Below are 23209 nucleotides of genomic sequence, written 5' to 3' on the forward strand. Positions count from 1 at the left end.
GCGCGCGGCCCCCCCCCCGGGGGCCCCCGCCCCCCCCCGCGGGGGGGCGGGGGCGGGGGGCGGGCCCCCCCCCCCCCCCGGGGTCGGCGCGCCGACCATGGTGAACGGTCCGGCCCGTCAGGCGATGAAGCGCCCCTGGGCCCACGAGCTCACCGATGGTTTCGGCGGACCTCGCCGTTCTTCGGGACGGTCTCGCCCCATGCCATCCACACTTCGACGTCGCGGGTCTCGTCGCGGCGGCGGATGCGGGCCTCCTGCTGCGGGTTGGGGATCGGGCCGAGTTGCATGCGACCGCGCGGATCGGGTTCGCAGATCCACTCCTCGCCGTCGAGGACGTAGTCCAGCCCGTCGTGCCAGTAGCCCTCGGAGTTCCTCCGGACGACCGCGTCCATTTGATTCGCGACCTGGACATGTCCGTCGCTGGAGGCCACGACGCCCACGTGGAAGTCGTCCTGGCCGAAGAGGAAGTGGCCGACTTCCGTGGTGCCGTCGCTGTACCGGTTGGCCCACGAGTACCACGTCGTGTAGGCGACATCGTGCAGCGGGTCCTTGGCGACGTACAGGCGAGCTCCGGGGTACATGTACGCCTCCTCCCAGAACAGGAAGCCGCGGACCTCCCGGCCGAGGACGGTGCCGGTCACTTCCCAGGTCTGGGTGAGATACAGGAGGGCCGCGTCGGCTCCCGGCAGGAACCACTGGAGGCCGGGGCAGGCGAGCGTGCCGCGGAGGTCGACGATCCCCTCTTCCGAATAGGAGAGTTCGTGCGGAGAGAGGCTCAGGTCGAAGGCGCCGCCGCGGGCGGCCGCGGCCGACGCGAACCGCACACCGCCGGGGACGGGGGCTCGAGTGATCTCCCGGCTGTCCACGGCCACTTTGGGCTCTCGCCGGACGCGCAGCGCGCCGGCGCCGTCATGGGTGGACATGACGATGAGCTTGCCGGAGAGGGCCTCCTTCGAGTCGGGTTCGCCCATGGTGGAACCGGCGGGCGGAATGCGACGCATGAGCGAGACGACGTCTCCCGTCTCGGCGTCGCGCACCGTCCCCCACAGGTAGCCCGCTTCGCGGGTCAGTCCCAGGATCGTGTCGTCGGACGCCCATTGGCGGGGGTCGATCCCGCGGCCGGACGCCAGGGCCCGCCCGGCGAACGCGCCGGCCGGGCCCCCGAGCCCGGCGAGCCGTCGCGAGGCGCTGCTGTCGTTCTTCATCGAGTTGCCGCTCCCTGTCGATCGGTCGGTCGCGATCCCTCGGCCGCGAGCAGTATCGAACGGCCGACGCGTCCCGAGATACAGTTATATTTTTAAGCTTATCCACTGGATAGGTGGTGTCGATAGGTGTTCCTTGGGTTCTTTCGTTTTGGCTGGTCGCAGCCCAATCTGAAGCTCTTGGGCAACGCGGGGCGACGGTGCCGCCGTGGTCATCGACATCGACTCTCGCCGTGGAACGCTAGATCTAACTAGATCAAATAAGTAAGATCTATGGCCTACGTCACGTCCGAGGTCGGCTTGGTGGAGGGTGGACGCATGGCGAGGCGAGACCGTGGCCGGGCCGGTCGTCGGCGGCCGCGCGCACAACCGGTTCGGCGAAGGATCGCGCTGCTGTTGGCACTGCCCCTGATCGCCCTGCTGTCGCTCTGGGCGTTCGCCGCGGTCACCACGGCGTCCGCCGCGCTCGAGCGGTACGACTACTCCACGATGTACAAGCGCGTCGGGTTGCCGGTGAGCGTCGTGAACGAGGCGGTTCAGAGCGAGCGGGCCACGGCGGCCTCCTTCGTCGGCAAGCGAACCGGTGCGGGTCTTCGGCGCTTCCAGGAGCAGGCGCGCAGGACGGACGCCGCCCTGGGCGCCTTCCGCGAGTCGGCCTTTTCGCAGGATGCCCAGCGTGCCCTCGACTCCGAGACGAAGCAGCGCCTGCGCTCCATCGACCAGGCGTTCTCCGGTATGGAGGCGCTCCGTTCCCGAATCGGCTCGGGAGCGGTGTCATCCCTCCAGGTCATCGAGGGCTACGACCAGATCACCGAGACGACGATTCCGCTGCTGGGCATGATGGTCGACGTCGACGACATCGGTGTTTTCCAGCAGAGTCGCGCGTTGATCGACGCCTACTGGGCACAGGAGTTCATCCTTCGAGAGGGCGCTCTGATGGCCTCCGCAGGCACGGCCGGCAGGTTGACGGACGGTGAGTACACCGCCTTCGTCGCCTGGTCGGGGGCCCGCGCTCAGGCCCTTGCCGAAGCGCGCGCCGGATCCTCGGGGGCGGTGGCCGACATCCTTGCCGGGCTGGAGAGCTCTCCCCAGCACACGGCCTTCCTCAGGCTCGAGGCCGACGTCGTGCAGAGGCGGTCCGTGGCCGACCCGGCACAGTGGCGAGCCGCCACGGAGGCACTGTCGAAAACCTGGCTGCACGCGTCCCAGCAAGCGGCCGCCGTGGTCGACCGGGACCAGGTTCAGCCGGTCGCCCAGCGGATCACCGTCCGGTTCCTGGTCGTCTGCGTGGCCGGTCTCCTCGTCGTCGTCGTGGCGGTGCTCTCCTCGACCTTGCTCGCCCGGAGCCTGGCGGCGGAACTCGGGAAGCTTCGGCATACGGCCCGGCACATGGCTCAGGAACGGCTGCCACAGGTCGTGGGGAAGCTCAGACGCGGTGAACGGGTGGACGTGAAGGCGGAGACGCCGCCACCGGTTTTCGGCAGGACCCAGGAGATCGTGGAGGTGGCGGAGGCGTTCGCCGCGGTCCAGCTGACGGCGATCACGACGGCGGTGGGGGAGGCGGAATTGCGAGGCGGCATCAACCAGGTGTTCGTCAACCTGTCATGGCGTAGCCAGTCGCTGCTCCATCGCCAGCTCAGGCTGCTGGACGCCATGGAGCGCAAGGCGTCCAGTCCCGAGGAACTGGAGGACCTCTTCCGGCTGGACCACTTGACGACACGGATGCGACGTCATGCCGAGGGGCTCGTCATCCTTTCGGGCGCGCCGACGGTGCGGGCCTGGGAACACCCGGTGGCGGCGGAGGACGTGGCCCGGGCGGCGATCGCCGAGGTCGAGGACTACACACGGGTGGACGTGGTCGGCTCCTCGCCCGCCGCGCTGAGCGGCGACGTCGTGGCCGACGTCATCCACCTTCTCGCCGAGCTGATCGAGAACGCCACCACCTTCTCGCCGCCCGGCACCGAGGTGACGGTGAAGATCGAGTCCGTCGCCGCGGGCCTGGCCGTCGAGATCGTCGACCGCGGGGTCGGCATCCATCCCCTGCAGCGCACCGCGCTCAACGAGCGGCTGGCCCAGCCGGTGGACTTCGACCTGGCCGATACCGATCGTCTGGGGCTTTTCGTGGTCGCCCGGTTGGCGGCCCGACACGGTGTCAAGGTCTCCCTGGAGCCCTCGCCGTACGGAGGGACCACTGCGATCGTGCTCATTCCCGGCAAGCTCACATCGGCGGTCGCGGAAGAGGGCGCCGCCACTGCGACGGTCGCCGTCGGCGGCGAACACGGGCCGCCTGCCACTGCGGGGGCCGCTCCGGCGAAGGGCGTTACGCCCCCACAGCGGCTCGGCCGGCCCTATCGGTCCGGGGGTCCGGCACAGGCGGCCGAGGCTTCGAATCCGGTGCCGTCCCAGGCGGCCGTCGCCCGGACGGTCGAACCGGAGGCCCACGCCGACCAGACCAGTGAGACCACCGGAGTCCTCCCCAGGCGAGTGAGGCAGAGTCATATGGCCCCCCAGCTCAGACGGTCCGCCGGAGGTGCCCACGCCAGGCGGGAAGCCGAGCCGGACGACGACGAGGCGGACGCCGACCTGAACCGTGGCGTCATGTCGGCTCTCCAGTCGGGATGGCGGCAAGGCGGGGAAGACGACGTCAGCGATCCGAACAACGGGTGGGAAGAAGCATGACCTCGCAGGCTCACGGCTCCGGCCGGTTCGACTGGTTGCTGGAGGACCTCGTCCAAAGGGTCGAGGAGGTGCGTCAGGCCGTGCTGCTCTCTCGGGACGGCCTCGTCATGGGCGCTTCGGAGAACATCGCCCGCCAGGACGCCGAGTTCCTCGCCGCCGCGTCGTCCGGCTTCTTCAGCCTCGCGAACGGCGCCCGTGAGCATTTCGGAGCCGAACGGGTGCGGCAGACCGTCGTTCATCTCGACGAACTGCTGTTCTTCGTGATGCCGGCGGGCAGCGGCAGCTGCCTCGCCGTGCTGAGTGACAGCGGGGGCAATACCGGCCTCGTCGCCTACGAGACGACCATGTTGATCAAGCGGCTGAAACTCCAGTTCGGCGCCGCGCCGCGCGCCTCAGATGGATCCACCGGCTGAGCGGAGCCGCCGGTGCCTGCTCAGGCGCGTGGTCGAGCGCCTCGATGACGTTCCCTTGTGCGGAGTGATGAGCTTTCAGGCGCCCTCGCTCGACGTGCCCGGAGGCTCTGCATGTCGAGGATGTGTCGTTGGGATTCGTGGGTCGATGCGGCACAAGGGCGCCGTGACGTGCGGGTAAATCGTCTCGTGCCATCGTTTCGACACCGACCATTGACATCATCACAGCACCCACCTATGTTCGAAATAGCTAAATATTTCAGATTCAACATCTGATTTAGATTCGACCGCCGGCCGTGCGGCGGATCGAGCGAGGAGGGACCGTGACCAGCGCCCGAGATGAGCTCCGGAGTCTCGCCGGCTTCGGGGAGACGTTCGACCAACCGTCCAGGCGACTGCGCGCCCTCCAACTGGAGGCGGCACGTGAGTGCTTCGCCGCACATCGCGAGCGGATCCCGCTGCTGCGGCGCAGGGCGGACGAGGTGGGCGTCAAGGAGATCGGAGCGGAAGCCGACATCGTTCCGCTGCTGTTCTCGCACACCAGCTACAAGTCGTACCCGCTCAACTACATCACCTCCGGACGCTGGGACGGGCTGCTGCGCTGGTACTCGACCGTCTCGGTGGTGGAGCCCGGCGAGGTCGACGTCACCGGCGTGACCGACATCGACGACTGGATCGCGCGGCTCGACGCGGCGGGGCACCGGCTCTACATCACCAGCGGCACATCGGGGAAGGTCTCGTTCCTCAACAGCGTCGAAGCGGACCGCGCGCTCCTCTGGGACGTCATGGCCAACCTCACCTGCTGGCCGCGTCCGCTGCCGCCCGAGCGCACCCGCCGCGGCTACATCCTGACCCCGGCGGCGGGCCCCATGCGCTCGATCGACGGCTTCCGGATGCACGCGGATCTGTTCGTCACGGAGGGGGCGCTGAGGCTCCTGACCGACGAGCCGCTCAGGGTCTCCGAACTCATGCGCACCGGCCTGCTCCGAAAGAAGATGACCGACGGGACCGCCACACCCCAGGAGGTCAAGGAGTTCGAGAGCGCCTCGGGCGAGCGGGGCGGCGAGATGCAGGCGACGTTCGACGCGCTGATCGACGACATCACGGAGCATCGGCGCGAGCCGCTGTTCATCGCCGCGATGAACAACCAGCAGTACGCCCTCATGCAGGGCATGCGGGCGCGCGGCGTGCCCGACGGAGAGTTCCACCCCGACTCGCTGGTCCTCGCCGGCGGCGGCAACAAGAACAACGTCCTGCCCGACGACTACCCGCAGCAGCTCGCGGCGTTCTACGGGGACGTCCGGAGGATCCGCAGTTACGGCATGACGGAGCTGCAGGGCTCCTGCCCCGCCTGCGAGAAGGGGAACTACCACGTGCCGCCGTGGGTCCTGCCGCTGATCCTCGACGAGCCGGGCGAAACGCTCCTCAACGAGAGCGAGGGAACCGTCGAGGGCCGGTTCGCCTTCCTGGACGTCTCCCTGGAGGGCCGCTGGGGCGGCCTGATCAGCGGCGACCGGGTGCGGGTGAACTTCGGCGACTGCGAGTGCGGACGGTCCGGCCCCGCCGTGCTGCCCGACATCACCCGCTACGGCGACCTCGGCGGCGACGACAAGATCACCTGTGCGGCCACGCTCGACTCCTACGTGAGAGGAATGATCCAGGCATGAGCGGCGCGACTCTGTCCGGTACCGAGAATCCGGCGGGGAACACCGCCGAGCCGACACCGGTCGCCCACGTCGTCCAGGGCGAGGTCGACCACGGTGCCGCGGTCGTCCACGGCCGGCCCGGCGAGGAGTTCCGCACACCCGCCCTCGACCTCGACCGGCTGGTCTGGCCGAGGTCGCAGGCGGGTCCGGCCTTCGACGTGCCCACGAGCGAGATCGTCGACCTGCTGGTGGAGACCGGTCTGCACCTCAAGGACGACACGTACGGCCTGCTCGCCGAAGCGCTGGAGCACATGACGGCGGTCAGCCCGCTGCCTGCGGAGGTCCTGGAACGTGCCTACGCGCTGCTGTGGCGGAGCTTCCAGCGGCCCGGAATCCTGGCCCAGATCGACAACGAACTGGGCGGCGCCGACGTCCTGGACGGCTGGCGGGAGGTCGTCCTGCCGGACGGCCGCGTCGCCGGGATCCGCGCCTTCCCGCCGCGCCTGGTCCACATCCTGGCCGGCAACGCTCCCGGAGTCGCGGCGCAGTCCATCGTCCGCGGTGCGATCACCAAGGGCGTCAACCTCCTCAAGCTTCCGTCGAACGACCTGTTCACCGCGACCGCCGTGCTGCGCACGATGGCGGCCGTCGCCCCGGGACATCCGATCGTGCGCTCGTTCTCGGCGGCGTACTGGCGCGGCGGCGACACCGCCGTGGAGAGCGTGCTGTTCCGCGCCCAGTTCTTCGACAAGCTCGTCGCGTGGGGCGGAGAGGGCACCATCCGCGGGGCGCTGAAGTACATCGGCCCCGGATTCGAGCTCGTCTCCTTCGACCCGAAGACGTCGATCTCGGTGATCGGCGAGCAGGCCTTCGCCTCGGAGAAGGCCCTTCGGGAGGCCGCCGAGGCCGCCGCCACCGACGCCACGTTCTTCAACCAGGCGGCGTGCGTCGCCAGCCGGTTCCAGTTCGTCGAGGGGCCGGTGGAGAACGCCGACAGGTTCGCCGCCGCGCTCTGCGAGCGGATGGGCGTGGCACGCGAGTTCTCCTCCGCAGGCGGGCCGAAGGTCGACGCCGAGCTGCGCGAGGAGATCGAGGTCCTGCGCGGCCTGGAGGACGACTACCGCGTGTGGGGCGGCTACGACGGTCACGGCCTGGTCATCCGTTCTCCCGAGCCCGTGGAGTTCCACCCCGACGGCAAGGTGGTCAACGTGATCCCGGTGCCGTCGCTCGCCGACGCGATCCGGTACGCCGGTGTCGCCACGCAGACGGTGGGCGTCTACCCGGCGGCGCGCAAGGTCGAACTCCGCGACGCGCTCGCGTCCGCCGGCGTCCAGCGCGTGGTGACCCTGGGCATGGCGGGCGGGATGCCTCCGGGGCTGTCGCACGACGGCTTCTACCCGCTCCAGCGGCTGATGCGATGGGTGAACGACGAATGAGCGAAGGCAACGCCCCCGGGCACTGGATGATCACGGGAGTGTCGGGCGGCCTGGGACGTGCGCTCGCCGAGACCGTCCTCGACCGCGGCGGCACCGTGGTCGGCACGTTGCGGAACAAGGAGCAGGCGGCCGAATTCGAGCTGCTGTCGTCTGGACGCGCCTTCGCGGTCGTCCTGGACGCGACGGATCCCGCGGACGTCCTCGCCGAGCGCGTCGACGAGGCCGTGCGGATCGCCGGGCACCTGGACGTCTTGGTGAACAACGCCGGTTACGGTCTGCTCGGCGCGGTCGAGGAGGTGAGCGATGAAGAGGCCGGGCATCAGATGGACACCAACTTCTACGGACCTCTCCGGCTCATCCGCGCGGTTCTCCCGCACTTCCGCGAGCGAGGCCGCGGGCACGTGGTGAACGTCAGCTCGATCGCCGGGTTCACCGGCCAGCCCGGCCTCGGCCTGTACAACGCCTCCAAGTTCGCCCTGGAGGGCCTCTCCGAGGCGCTCCGCCACGAGCTCGCGCCGTTCGGCGTGCGCGTCACCATCGTCGAACCCGGGGCCTTCCGGACCCGCTGGGCCGGGGCCGGGCTCAAGCGGGCGGCGCGGAGCATCACCGAGTACGAGGTCGTCACCGCGATCGCGGGCGGCCTGGAGCGGCTGGACGGCGCGCAGCCGGGCGACCCCCGGCGGGCCGCCGAGGCGATCGTCCGGGCGGTCGAAGCGGACGATCCACCAGGACGGCTGCCGCTCGGGCATGACGCCGTCCGTGCGATTCGCGGCAAGCTCGCCGACGTGGAACGTGAGCTCGACGCGTGGGAGGAAGTCGCCGGCTCGACCTCCTTCACCCCGGCCGATGAACCTGCCGGAGGTGCGGGGTGACCGTGGCGCCCGTTCCGACCGACAGCGCGGACGACCTGGAGACCCTGCGCAGGGAGGTCCGCGACTGGGCCCGGCGGCGAGTGCGGCCGCTGATCGGCGACATCGACCGGACGCAGCGCTTCTCCTGGGAACTCTGGGAGCGGCTGCGCGAGCTCGAGATGTTCTCTCTGCCCTTCCCCGAGGAGGTGGGCGGCGCCGGCGGCACCTTCAGCGCGTACGTCGCCGCGACCGAGGAGGTCGCGCGTGCCGGAGCCATCGCGGCCCTCTATCCGGGGACCACGGTGCAGGTCGCCGACACGCTCCTGCGATTGGGCGGTTCCGAGGTCGTCCGGCGCTGGGTGCCGAGGCTCGTTTCGGGTGAAGTGGTGGCGGCCTGGGCCTTCACCGAGGCCCAGACGGGCTCCGACCCTCGCCAGCTTCGGACCGAGGCGCGGCGTGACGGCGATGACTGGATCCTGGACGGAGCCAAGCAGTTCATCTCCTATGCCGGGGTGTGCTCGGTCGCCCTCGTGTTCGCCAAGACTCCCGGGGACCGTGTCGGCGCCTTCCTCGTGGACACCGCCTCACCGGGCTGGTCCACCGGCCCGCCGGTGGAGGTGCTCGGACTCGGCGGCGGAGAGCCCGCCCCGGTGTACCTGGAGGGCGTCCGCGTGCCCGCCGACCACGTCGTCGGCGATCCGGCGGGCGGGTTCGAGGCCATGCTCGCGGGGGAGTCGCGGGGCAAGGTGCGCGCGGCGGCGATCTGCGTGGGCATCGCGCAGCGAGCCTTGGACGAGTCGGTGCGGTACGCGCTCGAGCGCACCCACCGTGACCAGCCCATCGGGCGCAAGTTCGCCTCGATCCAGTCCCATCTGGCGGAGACGCAGGCGGACGTCCTGGCCGCGCGGGCGCTGGTCCAGTCGGTCGCGGCCATGGTCGATCGGGGCCTGCCGGTGGCGCGCGAGGCGGCGGCGACGAGGCTGGTCGCCGGACGCACCGCGCGCGAGGCGGCCGGCTCGGCGCTCCAGGTCTGCGGAGCCTACGGCTGGACGCGGGAGATGGAGGTCGAGCGGCTGTTCCGGGAGAGCAAGTTCTTCGAGGTGACCCAGGGGTCCGCGGAGATCCAACGGGCGATCGTGGCTCGCGAACTGCTGCGGGCGGGCGAGAAGGAGCGATGACGGCCGTCGCCCCGCCGAGCAGGGAGGACCGCTGGAGCTACGTCCCACCGGACCTGCGGATTCGCTACCGGCATTCGTCGGCAGTGCTCCGCCCTGCAGCTTCAGGGGAAGCCGACCCTCCCGCGAAGCGGGACAGGAATAGCCGGACCGCCCTCGGGGCGGTCCGGCGTCACCCGCATCGAACCGGCCCGTTTTCCTGCGTCCCGCAGCCGGATGGATCCGGAGGGTAATAGTCTGGTTACGTGCAGCTTCGGTATCGGTTTCGTCTCTACCCCACCCGGGGGCAGCGGAACGCCCTCGCGCGGGCGTTCGGCTGCTCGCGCGTGGTGTACAACGATGCGTTGCGGGCGCGCAAGGACGCCCGCGAGGCCGGGCTACCGTACCCGAGGGCGGCCGAGCTGTCGGCTGCGATGACCGCGGCGAAGAAGACGCCGGAGCGTGCGTGGTTGGGTGAGGTGTCGGCAGTGGTGCTGCAGCAGTCGCTGCGGGACCTGGAGGCCGCCTGTCGGGCGTTCTTCGACGGCCTGGCCGGCAAACGCCCCCGCACGGGGGCGCCGAAGTTCAAATCCGGCAAGGATGCCCGGCAGTCGATTCGGTTCACCGCCAACGCCCGCTGGTCCATAACTGGCGGCGGGAAGCTCGCCCTGCCCAAGATTGGCGAGGTGCGGGTGCGGTGGTCGCGCCGGCTGCCGTCGGTCCCGGCGACGGTGACCGTGGTCAAGGACGCCGCCGGACGGTTCTTCGCCTCGTTCGTTGTCGAGACCGACGACGAACCGCTGCCGGCGGCCGATGCCGAAGCGGGCATCGATTTGGGGTTGGAGCACTTCGCGGTTCTGTCGGACGGCCGTAAGGTTGCCTCCCCGCGCTTCCTGCGCCGCGCCGAGAGAAAGCTCCGCAAAGCCCAGCGGGACCTGTCCCGCAAGCAGAAGGGCTCGGCCAACAGCGACAAGGCCCGCACCAAGGTCGCCCGTTCGCACGCGCAGGTCGCCGACGCGCGCCGCGAGTTCCACCACCAGTTGTCCACTACGCTCGTGCGCGAGAACCAAGCGCTCTACGTCGAGGACCTCTGCGTGAAGGGACTGGCGCGCACCCGGCTGGCCAAGTCGGTGCACGACGCCGGATGGTCGGCCTTCACCGCAATGCTGGAGTACAAGGCGGCCCGGTACGGCCGGACCTTCGCGCGGGTGGACCGGGCGTTCCCGTCCTCGCAGATCTGCTCGCACTGCGGACAGCGCGACGGCCCCAAACCGCTGCACGTCCGCGCGTGGGCGTGCGGGGGGTGCAGGGTGGTGCACGACCGGGACGTCAATGCCGCACGCAACATCCTGGACGAGGGACGCCGCATCACCATGTGATGCTCTGCTGGTCGCCGCTGGACGGAAACCCCCAGGCGTCCGGGGGAGGCGGAGACCTTAAACGCCTGATGGAGGGCAGGTAAGACCCCCGACCCTGGGTCGGGGCACGGCCCGTTGAAGCAGGAAGCCGCGGAGGTGACCGCACCGGCAACGGCGCGGCACAGGCCGAATCCCCGGCATTCATGCCGGGGAGCGCGTCAAGACGAGGAACTGGTCAGCCTGGGCGTTCGAGTGCATGGCGGGCTTCAAGGTGCCGAGGCGGTTGTTCGTCGTCGAGGACCTGCCGCGCAACGCGAGCTCGAAGGTGCTCAAGAACGTGTTGCGTGCGCGTGCTCGCGACCTGCGGTGAGGCGGGGGCCTCCGCCGCCCGCCTCACCGATCGCCGCCGCTAGGCGGACCGCTCTTCGAGCTGCGCGAGCGCGGGCGTCCACACGTCGAGTTCGTGTTCGTACGGCGCGTAGAACTGGAAGCGGGTCACCAGGTCACCGAAACGCTCGGCCAGTACCGGGGCGATCTCCTCGGGCGGGCCGACGACCGCGAAGGTGTTGAGGACCTCGTCGTCGACGGCGTCCCCCATCCTGGTCCACTTGTCCGGGGCGTCGCCGCGCGACATGGCGTGCAGCTCGTCGCCGAGTTCGCCCCAGCCGTGCAGATCGAGGACGGCGCGGTAGGCCGGGGTGCTCGCGTAGAAGGCGATCTGCTCGCGGACGGCGCGCACCGCCGCGGCGAGCGACTCGTCGGTCGTCCCGGTCGCGGTCAGCGGCAGCCCGACGACCTCGAAGGGCAGGCCGGAGCGGCCCGCCTTCTCCTGCCCCTCGCGGACGATCGGCAGCGTCACCTCGCGGATGTAGCGCTCCGTGGTGAATCCGTGCAGGAGGATCCCGTCGCACACCTCGCCGGCGACGCGGGTCATCGCCTCGCCGACGGCGGCGATCACGACCTTGGGCGCGGGGGTCGGCAGCGGCCCCGGTGAGAAGAAGGGGGTCATCAGGGTGTGCCGGTAGAAGTCGCCCTCGAAGTCCAGCTTGGAGCCGTTCTGCCAGCTCTCCCAGATGGCGCGGATGGCCGTCACCATCTCGCGCATGCGGGCGGCGGGCCGGCTCCACGGCATGGAGAAGCGCCGTTCGATGTGCGGCTTGACCTGGCTGCCGAGGCCGAGGGTGAATCGGCCCTCCGTGTAGCGCTGCAGGTCCCAGGCGGTGTACGCGAGGGTCATCGGGGTCCTGGCGAACGCGACGGCGATCGCGGTCCCGAGTTCCAGGCGCTCGGTGCCCTGCGCCGCCGCGACGAGCGGCAGGAAGGGGTCGTGCTTGGACTCCGACGACCAGAGGCCGGCGTATCCCCTCGCCTCGTGCTCGCGCGCCGTCTCGGCCACCCGCCCCAGCGAGCTCGCGACCAGCTTGCCGTCCACCCGCATCTTCGTGTCCACTGTCATCCGTCTAGGTTAAATCATTAATCTATTTTGTGAACAGGGTGGCCCCGGATGTCGGCCCCGGCGTCTCGGGTCGGGGCGACGGGACGATGATATAGTTAAACTATTCAAGTATATCAAGGAGGGGACATGTCCGATGTCGTCATCGTGGAGGCGGTGCGCTCCGCGGTCGGGAAGCGGCGCGGCGGGCTCGCCCATCACCTCGCCCCCGACCTCTTCGGCGATGTGCTCGCCGGGCTCATCGCGAGAACGGGCGTCGACTCGGGCGTGATCGGCCAGGTCGTCGGCGGATGCGTCAACCAGGTCGGCCCCCAGTCGGGCAACGTGACGCGTACCGCCTGGCTGGCGGCGGGCCTGGACCGCGGCGTCGCGGCATCGACCGTGCACGCCCAGTGCGGTTCGTCGCAGCAGGCGTTCACCCTCGCCTACGGGCTGGTGGCCGGGGGAGTGGTCGACGCGGCCGTCGCCGGCGGCGTCGAGACGATGAGCCCGATCCCCATGGGAAGCAGCGTCATGCCGGAGCTGGGGCCCGCCAAGACGTCCCGGTACGAGGGGCACTACGAGGTCACGTCGCAGTTCGAGGCGGCCGATCGGATCGCCGAGGCATGGGGACTCGCCCGTCGGGATCTGGAGGAGTTCGCGGTGCTGTCACAGGCGCGCGCGGCCCGGGCGATCACCCAGGGGCGGTTCGCCGGCCAGATCGTGCCCGTCGAGGCCCCGGCGGTGGACGATGCCGGCGAGCCCGCGGGGACGAAGACGATCGACGTCGACGAAGGGCCGCGCCCGACCACGCTGGAAGGGCTCGCCGGCCTCAAGGTGAACCAGAAGGATCGCCCAGGCGCCCTGCACACGGCGGGAACGTCGTCCCAGATCTCCGACGGAGCGTCGGCCCTGCTCCTGATGAACAGCGCGCGCGCCGGTGCGCTGGGGCTCGTCCCCCGGGCCCGAGTGGTGGACAGCATCCTGGTCGGGAGCGACCCGGTCATGCTGCTGACCGGACCGATCCCCGCGACCGAGGCGATCCTGGAGCGCAACGGCCTCACGCTGGACGACATCGACGTGGTGGAGATCAACGAGGCGTTCGCGTCCGTCGTGCTGGCCTGGCAGCGCGAGCACAAGGCGGACCTGGAGAAGGTGAACGTCAACGGGGGCGCCATCGCCCTCGGGCATCCGCTGGGCGCGACCGGCGGCGTGCTCGTGACCAAGGCCCTCAACGAGCTCGAACGCACCGGTGGACGCTACGCCCTCGTGACGATGTGCGTCGGCGGCGGCATGGGGACGGGGACCCTCATCGAGCGGCTCTGACACCGGAGCGGCGGTCCCGGGAGCGACCCCGGGACCGCCGTGTCAGATCACTCCCTGTGCGGCGAGATCGGCGATCTCCGCCTCGTCCAGGCCGAGGAGGCCGGAGAGGATCTCGCGCGTGTTCTCGCCCAGCGTCGGCGGGGCCGTGTACTCGTCCACGGGGCTGCCGGACATTCTGATCGGGTACCGGAGGCTCGGGATCGCGCCGTGCTCCGCATGGGCCATGCCGATCTCCAGCTTTCGGTGCCGGACCTGCTCGTCCGCCAACGCGGAACGGATGTCGTTGACGGGGCTCACCGGAACGTCGGCGGCGTCCAGGACCTCGATCCAGTGCCGGGCATCGCGCTGGGCGAAGACGGCGCGCAGCTCCGTCAGCAGTTCCAGGCGGTTCTCGATGCGGGCGGAGATCGTGGCGAAGCGTGGATCCGCTATGAGGTCGGGGCGGCCGATCGCGCGGCACGCCCGTCCGAACTGCGGGTTCGTGGTGGCGACGATGAAGAACTGCTCACCGTCCGCGCATTCGAAGGCCTGTGAGGGGATGCCGCCGAAACCGCCGTTGCCCCGCCGCTCGGGCACGTCCCCGGTGACCAGGAAGTTCTGCGCGTAGTGGGACATGGCCGCGATGCCGCAGTCCAGGAGCGAGACGTCGAGGTGCTGTCCCGTTCCCGTCCGGTCCCGGTGCCGGAGCGCGGCCAGCAGCGCGGTGGCGGTGTACAGGCCGGTGAGGATGTCGATGAGCGAGAGACCCGACTTCATCGGCCCGGCGCCCGGAGTCCCGTCGGGGTGACCGGAGACGCTCATCATGCCGCTCAGGGCTTGGAAGATGCCGTCATACCCGGCTTTGTGTCGGTACGGGCCTGTCTGGCCGAACCCGGTGACCGAACAGTAGACGAGGCCGGGAAAGCGCTCGCGGAGGTCGTCGTAGGCCAGGCCGTACTTGGCCAGTACGCCGGGCCGGAAGTTCTCGAGCAGGACGTCCGAGCGCTCGATCAGGTCGAGGAGGAGGCCCCTGCCCTTGTCGGTCGTGAAGTCCACCGTGATGGACCGCTTGTTGCGGTTGCAGCTCAGATAGAAGGCGGACATCCCCGCCGTCTCGTCGTCCAGGAACGGTGGCCCGTACTGCCGGGCGTCGTCCCCTGTCGACGGGCGTTCGACCTTGAGCACCTCCGCGCCCAGGTCGCCCAGCATCTGGCTCGCCATGGGGGCGGCCAGGATGCGGCTGAGATCGAGCACTCGCACCCCGTGCAGCGCGCCGCTGTCGCTCACCGCTCACCTCCTCGCTCGGTCATTCCTCTAATATAGTTGAATAGATTAAACTTTATCGATGACCGGATCGTGTGCGGGCGCCGGTCCGGCGAGCGCGGAGGGAAGTGCCATGACGGAGATCGCGAGGACGGCGGAGCCGCTGGTCCACGGGATGACGTGGGAGGACATGAAGGAAGGGACGGCGTTCCGGACGGCCTGCCGGACCGTCACCGAGACGGACCTCATGAACTTCGTTCATCTCGGCGGCTTCAACGAGCCGCTGTTCTACGACGCGCGCCACGCCGCCGAAGGGGGCTACACCGGGCGGCTGATCCCCGGGGCCCTGGTCTACGTGCTCGCCGAAGGGCTCATCCTGCAGACCAACGTGCTGCACGGTACCGGGCTCGCGTTCATGCACATGGAGTTCTCGGTCAATCGGCCGACTTATGTAGGGGACACGCTTCACGTCGTGGTGGAGACCACCGAGTCGCGAGCGTCCAGCAAACCGGGCCGTGGAGTGGTGACCACCCGCTGCGGGGTGATCAACCAGCGGGACGAGGAGGTGGCGGTCTTCACGCCGGTCCGGCTCATCCGCGGGCGCGACTTCGACGCGTCCTGAACCGCCGGAACGGCTCCGGCCGGCGGGGCCTCGTGGTTCTCTCGGGGGCGACGAGGCCCCCCGGTCCTCATCGCTGCCGGACCACGCCGCCGGTCATCAGGTCCGCGGCCTCCGACGAGGTGAACCCCCAGTCCATGAGAATCCTCAGCGAATCGGCGCCCGGCAGCGGCGGTGGCCCCGCGATTCCGGCGGGCGTCCGGTCGAAACGCGGCGCCGGTGCCGGTTGGACCACATCGAAAGCCCGTTCGTAGGTACCGCGGGCGACGTTGTGGGGATGGCGGACCGCCTCGGTGACGCTGAGCACCGGAGTGACGCAGGCGTCGGTTCCGTCGAAGACGTCGGTCCATTCCGCCCGGGTGCGGGTCCGGAAGATCCTCGCGAACAGCTCCTTGAGCGCGGGCCAGTTGGCCGGATCGTCGCGGTCGGGCAGCTCCGCGAGGTTCAGCCCGAGGAGCTCGACCATGATCGCGTAGAACCGCGGTTCGATCGGCGCCACGGCCATGTAGCCTCCGTCGCCGGTCTCGTAGCTGTCGTAGTACGGCGCCGCGCCGTCGCAGAAGTTGCTGCCCGGCGCGTCGGTCCAGCGTCCCTGCGCCATCATCGAGTGGACGAGCGTGGTCAGCGACGCCACGCCGTCCACCATGGCCGCGTCGATGACCTGCCCGCGTCCGGACGTGCGGCGCCCCAGAAGCGCGGCGAGCACGCCGAAGCCCAGCATCAGCCCCCCGCCGGCGAAGTCGGCGATGAGGCCGGGCGGCGTCGCGGGCGGACCGTCCCCGCGACGCAGGAGGGCCAGCGCGCCGGTGAGCGCCTGGTAGTTGAGGTCGTGCCCCGCCATCCGCGCCATCGGGCCGCTCTGGCCCCAGCCGGTCATGCGGCCGAAGACGAGCCGGGGGTTGCGGTCCAGACAGACCTCTGGCCCGAATCCGAGACGCTCGGCCGCCCCCGGGCGGAAACCCTCGATGAGGACGTCGGCCTTCTCCACGAGCCGCAGCAGTGTCTCGACGCCCTCGGGCCGCTTCAGATCGATGGTGATCGAGCGCCGTCCGCGGCTCAACGCGTACCTGTCGGCGCCCTCGGCCCGGGTGCCGGGCCGGTCCACCCTGATCACCTCGGCGCCGAGGTCCGACAGGAGCATCGCGGTGTACGGCGCGGCCCCGAGACCGGCGACCTCGACCACGCGCACTCCGGTCAGAGGGCCGGCCGGAGGCGATTCATCCGTCTCTTCCTGCATCCCGCACTCCCGTTCTGTGTGCGACGACTTGCTATGATTAAGTTAAACTATATAACTATCTAGGCGGGAGCGGGGAGCGTCCGGACGGCCTCCCCGCGGCCGGTTCGAGCCGGCCGCCCGCGCGGGGACGCACGACGGAATGGATCGCCATGGCAGAGAACTCCCGATCGCGCCTGCTGCTCGCGGAGGCGGGGCTTCCGGACGTCCTGACGGCCGTTGTCGGAGGCGCGCACCTCCCGCCCGGGCGTGACCGGCTGATGGAGATCGAGGATCCGGCCGACGAGGAAACCGTTGGAGCGTTCGAAGGCACCCGCGCCGAAGACGTCGCCGCCGCCGTCGAGGACGCGCACCGCGCGTGGCGCGGCTGGTCGCGACTGGCCCCGGTGGAGCGCGCGCGGCACCTGGCGAGCGTCGCCGCCAAGCTGACCGAGCACGCGGACCTGCTCGCCCGTCTGGAGTCGCTCGACTCCGGCAAGCCCCTCTCCCAGGCTCGGGCGGACATCGCGGCGAGCGTGCGCTACTTCGAGTACTACGCGGGCCTCGCGGACAAGATCCACGGCGAGACGATCCCGCAGCCCCCGGGCACGTTCACCTACACGATCCGCGAGCCCTACGGCGTCGTCGCCCACATCACCCCGTGGAACGCGCCGCTCACCCAGATGACCCGCGGCGTGGCCCCCTGCCTCGCGGCGGGGAACACGGTCGTCGTCAAGCCCTCCGAACTGACCCCCTTGACCTCGCTTCTCGCCGCCCGGCTCATGGTCGAGGCGGGACTTCCCGCCGGCGTGTGCAACGTCGTGCTCGGCACGGGGGACACGACGGGGGAGTGGCTGACGGGCCATCCACTGGTTCGGCACATCACCTTCACGGGATCGGTGCACGCCGGACGACGCGTCGGCGCCGTGGCGGCGGAGCGGATCGTCGGCGTCAACCTCGAACTCGGCGGCAAGTCGCCGACGATCGTCTGTGCCGACGCCGACCTCGCCGCCGCCGCGCGGGCGGGCGCGTCCGCCGTAATCCGCAACTCCGGGCAGTCATGCTTCGCCACCACCCGGCTCCTGGTCGACAGGAGGGTGCACGACGAGTTCGTCGAACGTCTGTCCGAGCACATCGCCGGGTTGTCGGTGGGCCCGGGCCTGGACGACCCCGACCTCGGGCCGCTGATCTCGGCGCGCCAGCGGACGCGCGTCCTGGAGCACGTCGAGCGGGCCGTCCGTGACGGCGCCCGCATCGCGGCCGGCGGCGGGACGCCCGACGCCATGGAGCGCGGCCACTACGTCCTTCCGACGCTGCTCACCGACGTCTCCAACGACATGCCCATCGCCAGGGAGGAGGTCTTCGGGCCGGTGCAGTCGGTGCTGGCGTTCGAGTCCCTGGACCAGGCGGTCGAGATCGCGAACGACACAGAATACGGGCTGTCCGCGGGCGTCTTCACCGCCGACGTCGGCACCGCGCACCGGGTCGCGGCGGCCCTGCAGGCGGGGCAGGTCCAGGTGAACCGCTACGCCGGCGCCGGAGTCGAGGTGCCCTTCGGCGGCTACCGGAACAGCGGGCTGGGACGGGAGAAGGGCACCGAGGCGATCAACCACTACACCCAGCTCAAGAGCGTCATCGTCGCCACCGCATGAGCGCCTCCATGAAGGGTTCGACCATGACAGACACACCAGTCCTCGGATTCATCGGGCTCGGCGTGATGGGCTCGCGGATGTGCGCGAACCTGATCCGCCGCTCGGACGCCCCCGTGGTCGTCTTCGACCCGGTGGCGGAGGCGGTGGAAGCGGCCGCCGCTCTCGGCGCCCGCCCGTGCCGCGACACGGCCGAGCTCGCGCGCGACGCCGAGATCGTCTTCCTCTCACTGCCGAGCATCCGCGAGGTGGAGGCGGTCTGCGCCGACCTCACCGGCGGGCCGGATCGTCCCCGGGTCATCGTCGACATGAGCACGAGCGACGTGAGCCGGACGCGATCCCTCGCCGCCCGCATGAACGCCGTGGGCGTCGCGTTCGTCGATGCGCCGGTCGCGCGGCTGCGCCAGGCCGCCGAGGACGGCACGCTGCTCATCACCGTGGGCGCCGCCGAGGCGCTGTTCGCCGAGCTGAAGCCGTACCTGTCCTGCATGGGCAGCGACATCGTCCACGCGGGCGGTACGGGCAACGGCCAGGTGATGAAGATCCTCAACAACATGGTGCTGTTCCTGAACATGAACGCGCTCGCCGAGGCGCTCACCATCGGCCGCGCCGCGGGCGTGGACGGGGCGCTGCTGTTCGAGACGCTCGCGCTCGGATCGGCGGACAGCTTCGCGCTGCGGCGGACCGCGACGGCGACGATGATTCCCGACGAGTTCCCGAAGCGCGCGTTCCCCACGACCTACGCCATCAAGGACCTGGCGCTCGCTCTGCAACTGGCGCGCGACGAGGGGATCGACGTCCCGGCGGCCGACCAGACGATGCGGTTGCTCGAACGCACCCGTGACGCGGGCTACGGCGACGACTACTACCCCGCGATGATCAAGCTGGTGGACGGCCGTGGGTGAGCGCTCCACGCTCCCGGTGTGGGAGGTCTTCGCGCTGCGCCTGGGATCGGTCGACCGTCCCGCCCAGGACAACTTCCTGATGCCCTGTGCCCGTACGGGCGCCATGCGGCTCGATTTCACGATGTGGCTCGCCCGCCGGGGTGATCGCGCCGTCGTCGTCGACACGGGCTTCAGCGAGCCCGCGGGGACCCGGCGCGGGCGCCGCCTGGACCTGCGGCCCGCCGAGGCCGTGCGCCGGGCGGGCACGGAACCGGCGAAGGTCGATCACGTCGTCCTGACCCACCTTCACTACGACCACGCGGGCAACATCGGGGACTTCCCCGGCGCGCGCGTCGCGGTCCAGGCGGACGAACTGGCTTTCACGACCGGGAAACCCATGACGCATCCGGCCCTGAACCACTTCTACGAGCCCGAGGACGTCGCCGACGTCGTCAGGCGCGTTCACGCGGGAGACGTTCGGGTCATCGAGGGCGACGTCGAACTGGCCCCCGGGCTGGAGTTGCACCTCATCGGCGGGCACACGCGGGGGTTGCAGGTCGTGCGCGTGCACACCGGCCGCGGCTGGGTGGTCCTCGCCTCCGACGCGTTGCACTACTACGCCAACTTCCAGGAGCGGAACCCCTTCCCGGCGATCCTCGACCTCGGCAGGCTGCTCGACGGCTACGAGCGCCTCGGCGAGCTCGCCTCGGGTCCCGATCACATCGTCCCCGGACACGACCCCGAGGTGTTCGACCGCTACGCCGATCCGCGCGCCGGCCTCCCCGAGGGCGTGGTGGCCCTGCACGAAGCCCCGGCGACCGCGTCGGCCCACTGAAGAAAGCTGGACAGTTCATGGATTTCTCCCTGCCGACCGAGGTGGACGAGTTCCGACGCTCCGTGGAGGCGTTCTCGGCCGAACGACTCGCTCCCGACGCCCTCGCGCGGGCGCACTCCGCGGACTACCCGTGGGACGTCGCCAAGGCCATGGCGGACCAGGGTCTGCTCGGCCTCACCATCCCGGAGGAGAAGGGCGGTCAGGGCGCCGGCCTGCTGGCGGCGATCACCGCCATTCAGGCGGTCGCCACAGGCTGCCCGCGCAGTGCCGACGTCGTCCAGGCGGGCAACTTCGGTCCCATCAGGACCTTCGCCGAGTACGCTACGCCCGGCCAGCGGGAGCGCTACCTGCCCGGCCTGCTGGCGGGCGAGACGCTGATCGGGCTGGGCATGACGGAGCCCGAGGCCGGGTCGGCGGTCACGGACCTGCGCACGACGGCCACGCCCAAGGGCGACGGGTACCTGATCAACGGCACCAAGATCTTCTCGACGCACAGCGCCGAGGCGACCGTCTTCCTCGTGTACGTCCGCTTCGGCCCCGGTGTGGGCGGCATCGGTTCCGTCCTGGTGGACCGTGACAGCGAAGGCTTGACGATCGGTGAGCCTTCGACGTTCATGAACGGTGAGCACTGGTGCCAGCTGTACTTCGACGACTGCTACGTGCCGCCCGAGCAGGTCCTCCTGGGAGAAGGCGGATTCAAGAGGCAGATCAGCGGCTTCAACGTCGAACGCCTCGGTAACGCGTCCCGGTCGATCGCTCTCGGGCGGTACGCGTTCGACCAGGCCACGGAACATCTCAACACGCGGTTCCAGTTCGGCCGGTCGCTGGCGGAGTTCCAGGGCCTGCAGTGGATGTTCGCCGAGGCGGCCGTGAAGCTGGAGTCGGCTCAGCTGCTGCTGCACCGGGCGGCGGTCGCCGGAGACCGCGACGGCATTCCCTCGGCGCACGACACCGCGATCGCCAAATTCGCCGCGAACCAGGCGGGCTTCGGCGCAGCCGACGTGGCGATGCAGGGCATGGGCGCGACGGGGTTCAGCACCGAGTCGCTCGTGGAGTACTGCTTCCGGCGGACCCGAGGCTGGATGATCGCCGGTGGCTCGACCGAGGTGCTCAAGAACCGCATCGCCGAGCACGTGTTCGGCCGTCGGTTCAGCCAGCGGGGTGCCGCCTCATGACCGCGGCACCGCCCGGAAACGCTTCCCGCCGGTGGTACGACGCACTGTTCGCTCCGGACACGGTCGCGATCGTCGGCGCGTCCGGAACACCCGGCAAGACGACGGCGCGGCCGCTCGAGCACCTGCGCCTGCACGGATGGCGCGGCGAGGTCTTCCCCGTGAACCCGGTCCGGGCGTCGGTGCTGGGCGAACGGGCCTGGCCTTCGCTCCGTGAGCTACCGGTGGTGCCCGACCACGTCATGATCCTCACCGGTGCGGACCAGGCCCTGGAGACGATCCGCGAGTGCGCCGACCTCGGCGTGCGGGTGGCCACGGTCATCGCGGACGGATTCACCGGCGGCTCCAGCGACGGGGACCGCAGGCGGGCGGAGTTGCGCCGGGTACTGGACGACAGCGACCTGCGGCTGCTGGGGCCGAGCAGCCTCGGGGTCGCGGTCCCGGGCCGCCGCTACGCGCTCACCGCGAACGCGGCGTTCGCCGAACCCGACCTGGAGGAGGGCGGCGTGTTCGTCGCCTCCCAGTCCGGCAGCGCGATCGGTGCCCTGCTCTCCCGGGGCAAGGAGATGGGCATCGGCTTCAGCGGAATGGTCTCCACCGGCAACGCGCTCGACCTGACGCTCGGCGAGATCTGCCTCGCCACGGTCGACGACCCGCGCGTGCGGAGCTACGCGCTGTTCCTGGAGAACCTCGCGGCCGCCGACGATCTGCGCTCCTTCGCCCGGGCCGCGGCCGAGCGGGGCAAGCCGGTGCTCGCCTACAAGCTGGGACGGACCGATGCGGGCGCGGAACTCGCCGTCGGGCACACCGGTGCCCTCGCGGGCGACGACGCCGTCGCCGACGCCCTGCTGCGGGACCTCGGCGTCGCCCGCGTCCACACGTTCGAAGCACTCCTCGAAGGCCAGAACCTCGCGGTCGGCCTGCCGATCCGCCCGGCCGGAACTCCGAAGCCCCGGGTGTGCGTCGTCTCCACCACCGGCGGCGGCGGAGCGATGGCGGTCGACTGCCTGGCGGCGGCGGGCGCGGAACTTCCCGGCCCGTCGGCCGACACGATGGAGAGGCTGGCCCGCGCCGGTGTGAGCGCCGCGCCCGGTGCCCTCATCGACCTCACCCTGGCGGGAACGCGCTACGAGGTGATGAAGGGGGCGCTCGACGTCGTGCTGTCGGCCCCGGAGTTCGACGCCGTGGTGGCCGTGCCGGGCAGTTCCGCGCGATTCCATCCCGAGCTGGCGGTGAAGCCGATCGTCGACAGCGCCGGCGCGGACAAGCCCCTCGCGGCCTTCGTCGTGCCCGCGGCGCCGGAGGCGCTGCGGTTGCTCAGGACCAGCGGCATCGCCGCCTTCCGTACCGCCGAGTCCTGCGCCGACGCCCTTACCGCCGTCTACGGCCGCCGGCCGCCGGTCGCCCGGGCGACCTACACGGTGCCTCCTGGCGTGTCCGCGACGGTCCTGAACGAGGCGGACTCCTATGAGGTGCTCGGCGGCGCCGGTGTTCCCGTAGCGCAGTTCCGGGTGCTGGAGTCGCAGCGGCCGCCCGGCGACCTTCCCGTGCCGGGACCGGCCGCGGTCAAGGTCCTCTCGGCCGAGATTCCGCACAAGTCCGACGTGGGCGGGGTGGTTCTCGGCGTCGCGGACGGCGCGAGTCTGCGCGCCGCGGCCGAGCGCATCCGGGGGGTGGTGCGGGAGCGGGTGCCCGGCGCGACGGCCGACCGGCTCCTCGTGCAGACGATGGTGAAGGGGCTCGGCGAAGCGCTCGTCGGGTACAGGCACGAGCCCGAGGTGGGGCCGGTCGTGGTGCTGGCGGCCGGCGGCGTCCTCGCGGAGCTCTATCGGGACCGCAGCGTCCGGCCCGCCCCCGTCGACATGGGCATCGCCAGGGAAATGGTCGGCGAGGTCATCGCGTTCCGCGCGCTCGCCGGTTACCGCGGTGCGCCCGAGGGGGATCTCGACGCTCTCGCGGATGTCGTGGTCGCCTTCTCCAAGCTCGCCGAGGCGGCGGGACCGCCGATCCTGGAGGCGGAGGTCAACCCCCTCATCGTCCTGCCCAAGGGCGAGGGCGTCGTCGCGGTCGACGCTCTCGTACGCCGTGTGAAGGGCTGACC

At 70.6% G+C, this 23209-nt stretch carries 18 protein-coding genes; 14 read left to right on the top strand and 4 right to left on the bottom strand.

Features of this window, described 5'->3' with window-relative positions:
* Positions 1–149: 149 nt before the first annotated feature.
* A complete protein-coding gene (locus AB0L25_RS29480) occupies positions 150–1205 on the bottom strand; it encodes a hypothetical protein (RefSeq protein ID WP_500175987.1) in 1056 nt (351 codons plus the stop codon).
* A 393-nt stretch (positions 1206–1598) separates the two neighbouring features.
* Here AB0L25_RS29480 and AB0L25_RS29485 point away from each other — a divergent pair, with 393 nt between their 5' ends.
* The 7 genes from AB0L25_RS29485 (at position 1599) to AB0L25_RS29515 (ending at position 10757) form a co-directional block, all read left to right on the top strand.
* Positions 1599–3881, top strand: a complete 2283-nt coding sequence (locus AB0L25_RS29485) for a sensor histidine kinase (RefSeq protein WP_500175988.1) — start codon at positions 1599–1601, stop codon at positions 3879–3881.
* Positions 3878–4294 carry a roadblock/LC7 domain-containing protein gene (locus AB0L25_RS29490; protein WP_416500731.1) on the top strand — a complete coding sequence of 139 codons (417 nt, stop codon included), beginning with the start codon at positions 3878–3880 and terminating at the stop codon, positions 4292–4294. The genes AB0L25_RS29485 and AB0L25_RS29490 overlap by 4 nt, the downstream gene beginning before the upstream one ends.
* Positions 4295–4614: 320 nt before the next feature.
* Positions 4615–5958, top strand: a complete 1344-nt coding sequence (locus AB0L25_RS29495; protein ID WP_500175989.1) for a long-chain-fatty-acid--protein ligase — start codon at positions 4615–4617, stop codon at positions 5956–5958.
* Complete coding sequence (locus AB0L25_RS29500; RefSeq protein WP_500175990.1) at positions 5955–7373, top strand: acyl-CoA reductase; 1419 nt, start codon at positions 5955–5957, stop codon at positions 7371–7373. The genes AB0L25_RS29495 and AB0L25_RS29500 overlap by 4 nt, the downstream gene beginning before the upstream one ends.
* Positions 7370–8245, top strand: coding sequence for an oxidoreductase (locus AB0L25_RS29505; RefSeq protein WP_500175991.1), 876 nt, complete (start codon positions 7370–7372; stop codon positions 8243–8245). The genes AB0L25_RS29500 and AB0L25_RS29505 overlap by 4 nt, the downstream gene beginning before the upstream one ends.
* Positions 8246–8247: 2 nt before the next feature.
* On the top strand, positions 8248–9402 hold the full coding sequence (locus AB0L25_RS29510; RefSeq protein WP_500175992.1) for an acyl-CoA dehydrogenase family protein: 1155 nt from the start codon (positions 8248–8250) through the stop codon (positions 9400–9402).
* Positions 9403–9644: 242 nt separating this feature from the next.
* Complete coding sequence (locus AB0L25_RS29515) at positions 9645–10757, top strand: RNA-guided endonuclease InsQ/TnpB family protein (protein WP_500175993.1); 1113 nt, start codon at positions 9645–9647, stop codon at positions 10755–10757.
* A 388-nt stretch (positions 10758–11145) separates the two neighbouring features.
* Here AB0L25_RS29515 and AB0L25_RS29520 read toward each other — a convergent pair whose 3' ends face one another.
* A complete protein-coding gene (locus AB0L25_RS29520) occupies positions 11146–12192 on the bottom strand; it encodes a TIGR03617 family F420-dependent LLM class oxidoreductase (protein ID WP_500175994.1) in 1047 nt (348 codons plus the stop codon).
* 126 nt (positions 12193–12318) lie between these two features.
* Between AB0L25_RS29520 and AB0L25_RS29525 the strand changes: the two genes are divergently transcribed.
* Positions 12319–13494 carry an acetyl-CoA C-acyltransferase gene (locus AB0L25_RS29525; protein WP_500175995.1) on the top strand — a complete coding sequence of 392 codons (1176 nt, stop codon included), beginning with the start codon at positions 12319–12321 and terminating at the stop codon, positions 13492–13494.
* Between the two features lie 42 nt (positions 13495–13536).
* On the opposite strand, the gene AB0L25_RS29530 is transcribed toward AB0L25_RS29525, so the two are convergent.
* Positions 13537–14760, bottom strand: a complete 1224-nt coding sequence (locus AB0L25_RS29530; protein WP_500175996.1) for a CaiB/BaiF CoA transferase family protein — start codon at positions 14758–14760, stop codon at positions 13537–13539.
* A gap of 109 nt (positions 14761–14869) precedes the next feature.
* Here AB0L25_RS29530 and AB0L25_RS29535 point away from each other — a divergent pair, with 109 nt between their 5' ends.
* Entirely contained in the window at positions 14870–15358 is a 489-nt protein-coding gene (locus AB0L25_RS29535) for an FAS1-like dehydratase domain-containing protein (RefSeq protein ID WP_500175997.1), read from the top strand.
* A 67-nt stretch (positions 15359–15425) separates the two neighbouring features.
* Here the strand turns inward: AB0L25_RS29535 and AB0L25_RS29540 are convergent, their stop codons facing one another.
* Positions 15426–16592: a CaiB/BaiF CoA transferase family protein gene (locus tag AB0L25_RS29540; RefSeq protein ID WP_500175998.1), complete on the bottom strand. Its 1167-nt coding sequence runs from the start codon at positions 16590–16592 to the stop codon at positions 15426–15428.
* Between the two features lie 149 nt (positions 16593–16741).
* On the opposite strand from AB0L25_RS29540, the gene AB0L25_RS29545 reads away from it, so the two are divergent.
* From AB0L25_RS29545 to AB0L25_RS29565, 5 genes are read left to right on the top strand one after another with little or no spacing between them, the layout of a single operon-like run.
* Entirely contained in the window at positions 16742–18220 is a 1479-nt protein-coding gene (locus AB0L25_RS29545) for an aldehyde dehydrogenase family protein (protein WP_500175999.1), read from the top strand.
* Between the two features lie 23 nt (positions 18221–18243).
* Entirely contained in the window at positions 18244–19122 is an 879-nt protein-coding gene (locus AB0L25_RS29550; protein WP_500176000.1) for an NAD(P)-dependent oxidoreductase, read from the top strand.
* A complete protein-coding gene (locus AB0L25_RS29555; RefSeq protein WP_500176001.1) occupies positions 19115–19936 on the top strand; it encodes an N-acyl homoserine lactonase family protein in 822 nt (273 codons plus the stop codon). The genes AB0L25_RS29550 and AB0L25_RS29555 overlap by 8 nt, the downstream gene beginning before the upstream one ends.
* A gap of 17 nt (positions 19937–19953) precedes the next feature.
* Entirely contained in the window at positions 19954–21111 is a 1158-nt protein-coding gene (locus AB0L25_RS29560) for an acyl-CoA dehydrogenase family protein (RefSeq protein WP_500176002.1), read from the top strand.
* Positions 21108–23207, top strand: coding sequence for an acetate--CoA ligase family protein (locus AB0L25_RS29565; protein WP_500176003.1), 2100 nt, complete (start codon positions 21108–21110; stop codon positions 23205–23207). The genes AB0L25_RS29560 and AB0L25_RS29565 overlap by 4 nt, the downstream gene beginning before the upstream one ends.
* The last annotated feature ends 2 nt before the right edge of the window (positions 23208–23209 follow it).

The sequence above is a fragment of the Spirillospora sp. NPDC052242 genome, from assembly GCF_040679555.1.
Taxonomy (GTDB): domain Bacteria; phylum Actinomycetota; class Actinomycetes; order Streptosporangiales; family Streptosporangiaceae; genus Spirillospora.

Coding starts and splice junctions, on each gene's coding strand:
- AB0L25_RS29560 (WP_500176002.1), top strand. CDS start 19,954: ATGGATTTCTCCCTGCCGACCGAGGTGGACGAGTTCCGACGCTCCGTG.
- AB0L25_RS29490 (WP_416500731.1), top strand. CDS start 3,878: ATGACCTCGCAGGCTCACGGCTCCGGCCGGTTCGACTGGTTGCTGGAG.
- AB0L25_RS29535 (WP_500175997.1), top strand. CDS start 14,870: ATGACGGAGATCGCGAGGACGGCGGAGCCGCTGGTCCACGGGATGACG.
- AB0L25_RS29480 (WP_500175987.1), bottom strand. CDS start 1,205: ATGAAGAACGACAGCAGCGCCTCGCGACGGCTCGCCGGGCTCGGGGGC.
- AB0L25_RS29540 (WP_500175998.1), bottom strand. CDS start 16,592: ATGCAGGAAGAGACGGATGAATCGCCTCCGGCCGGCCCTCTGACCGGA.
- AB0L25_RS29565 (WP_500176003.1), top strand. CDS start 21,108: ATGACCGCGGCACCGCCCGGAAACGCTTCCCGCCGGTGGTACGACGCA.
- AB0L25_RS29500 (WP_500175990.1), top strand. CDS start 5,955: ATGAGCGGCGCGACTCTGTCCGGTACCGAGAATCCGGCGGGGAACACC.
- AB0L25_RS29505 (WP_500175991.1), top strand. CDS start 7,370: ATGAGCGAAGGCAACGCCCCCGGGCACTGGATGATCACGGGAGTGTCG.
- AB0L25_RS29525 (WP_500175995.1), top strand. CDS start 12,319: ATGTCCGATGTCGTCATCGTGGAGGCGGTGCGCTCCGCGGTCGGGAAG.
- AB0L25_RS29520 (WP_500175994.1), bottom strand. CDS start 12,192: ATGACAGTGGACACGAAGATGCGGGTGGACGGCAAGCTGGTCGCGAGC.
- AB0L25_RS29545 (WP_500175999.1), top strand. CDS start 16,742: ATGGCAGAGAACTCCCGATCGCGCCTGCTGCTCGCGGAGGCGGGGCTT.
- AB0L25_RS29550 (WP_500176000.1), top strand. CDS start 18,244: ATGACAGACACACCAGTCCTCGGATTCATCGGGCTCGGCGTGATGGGC.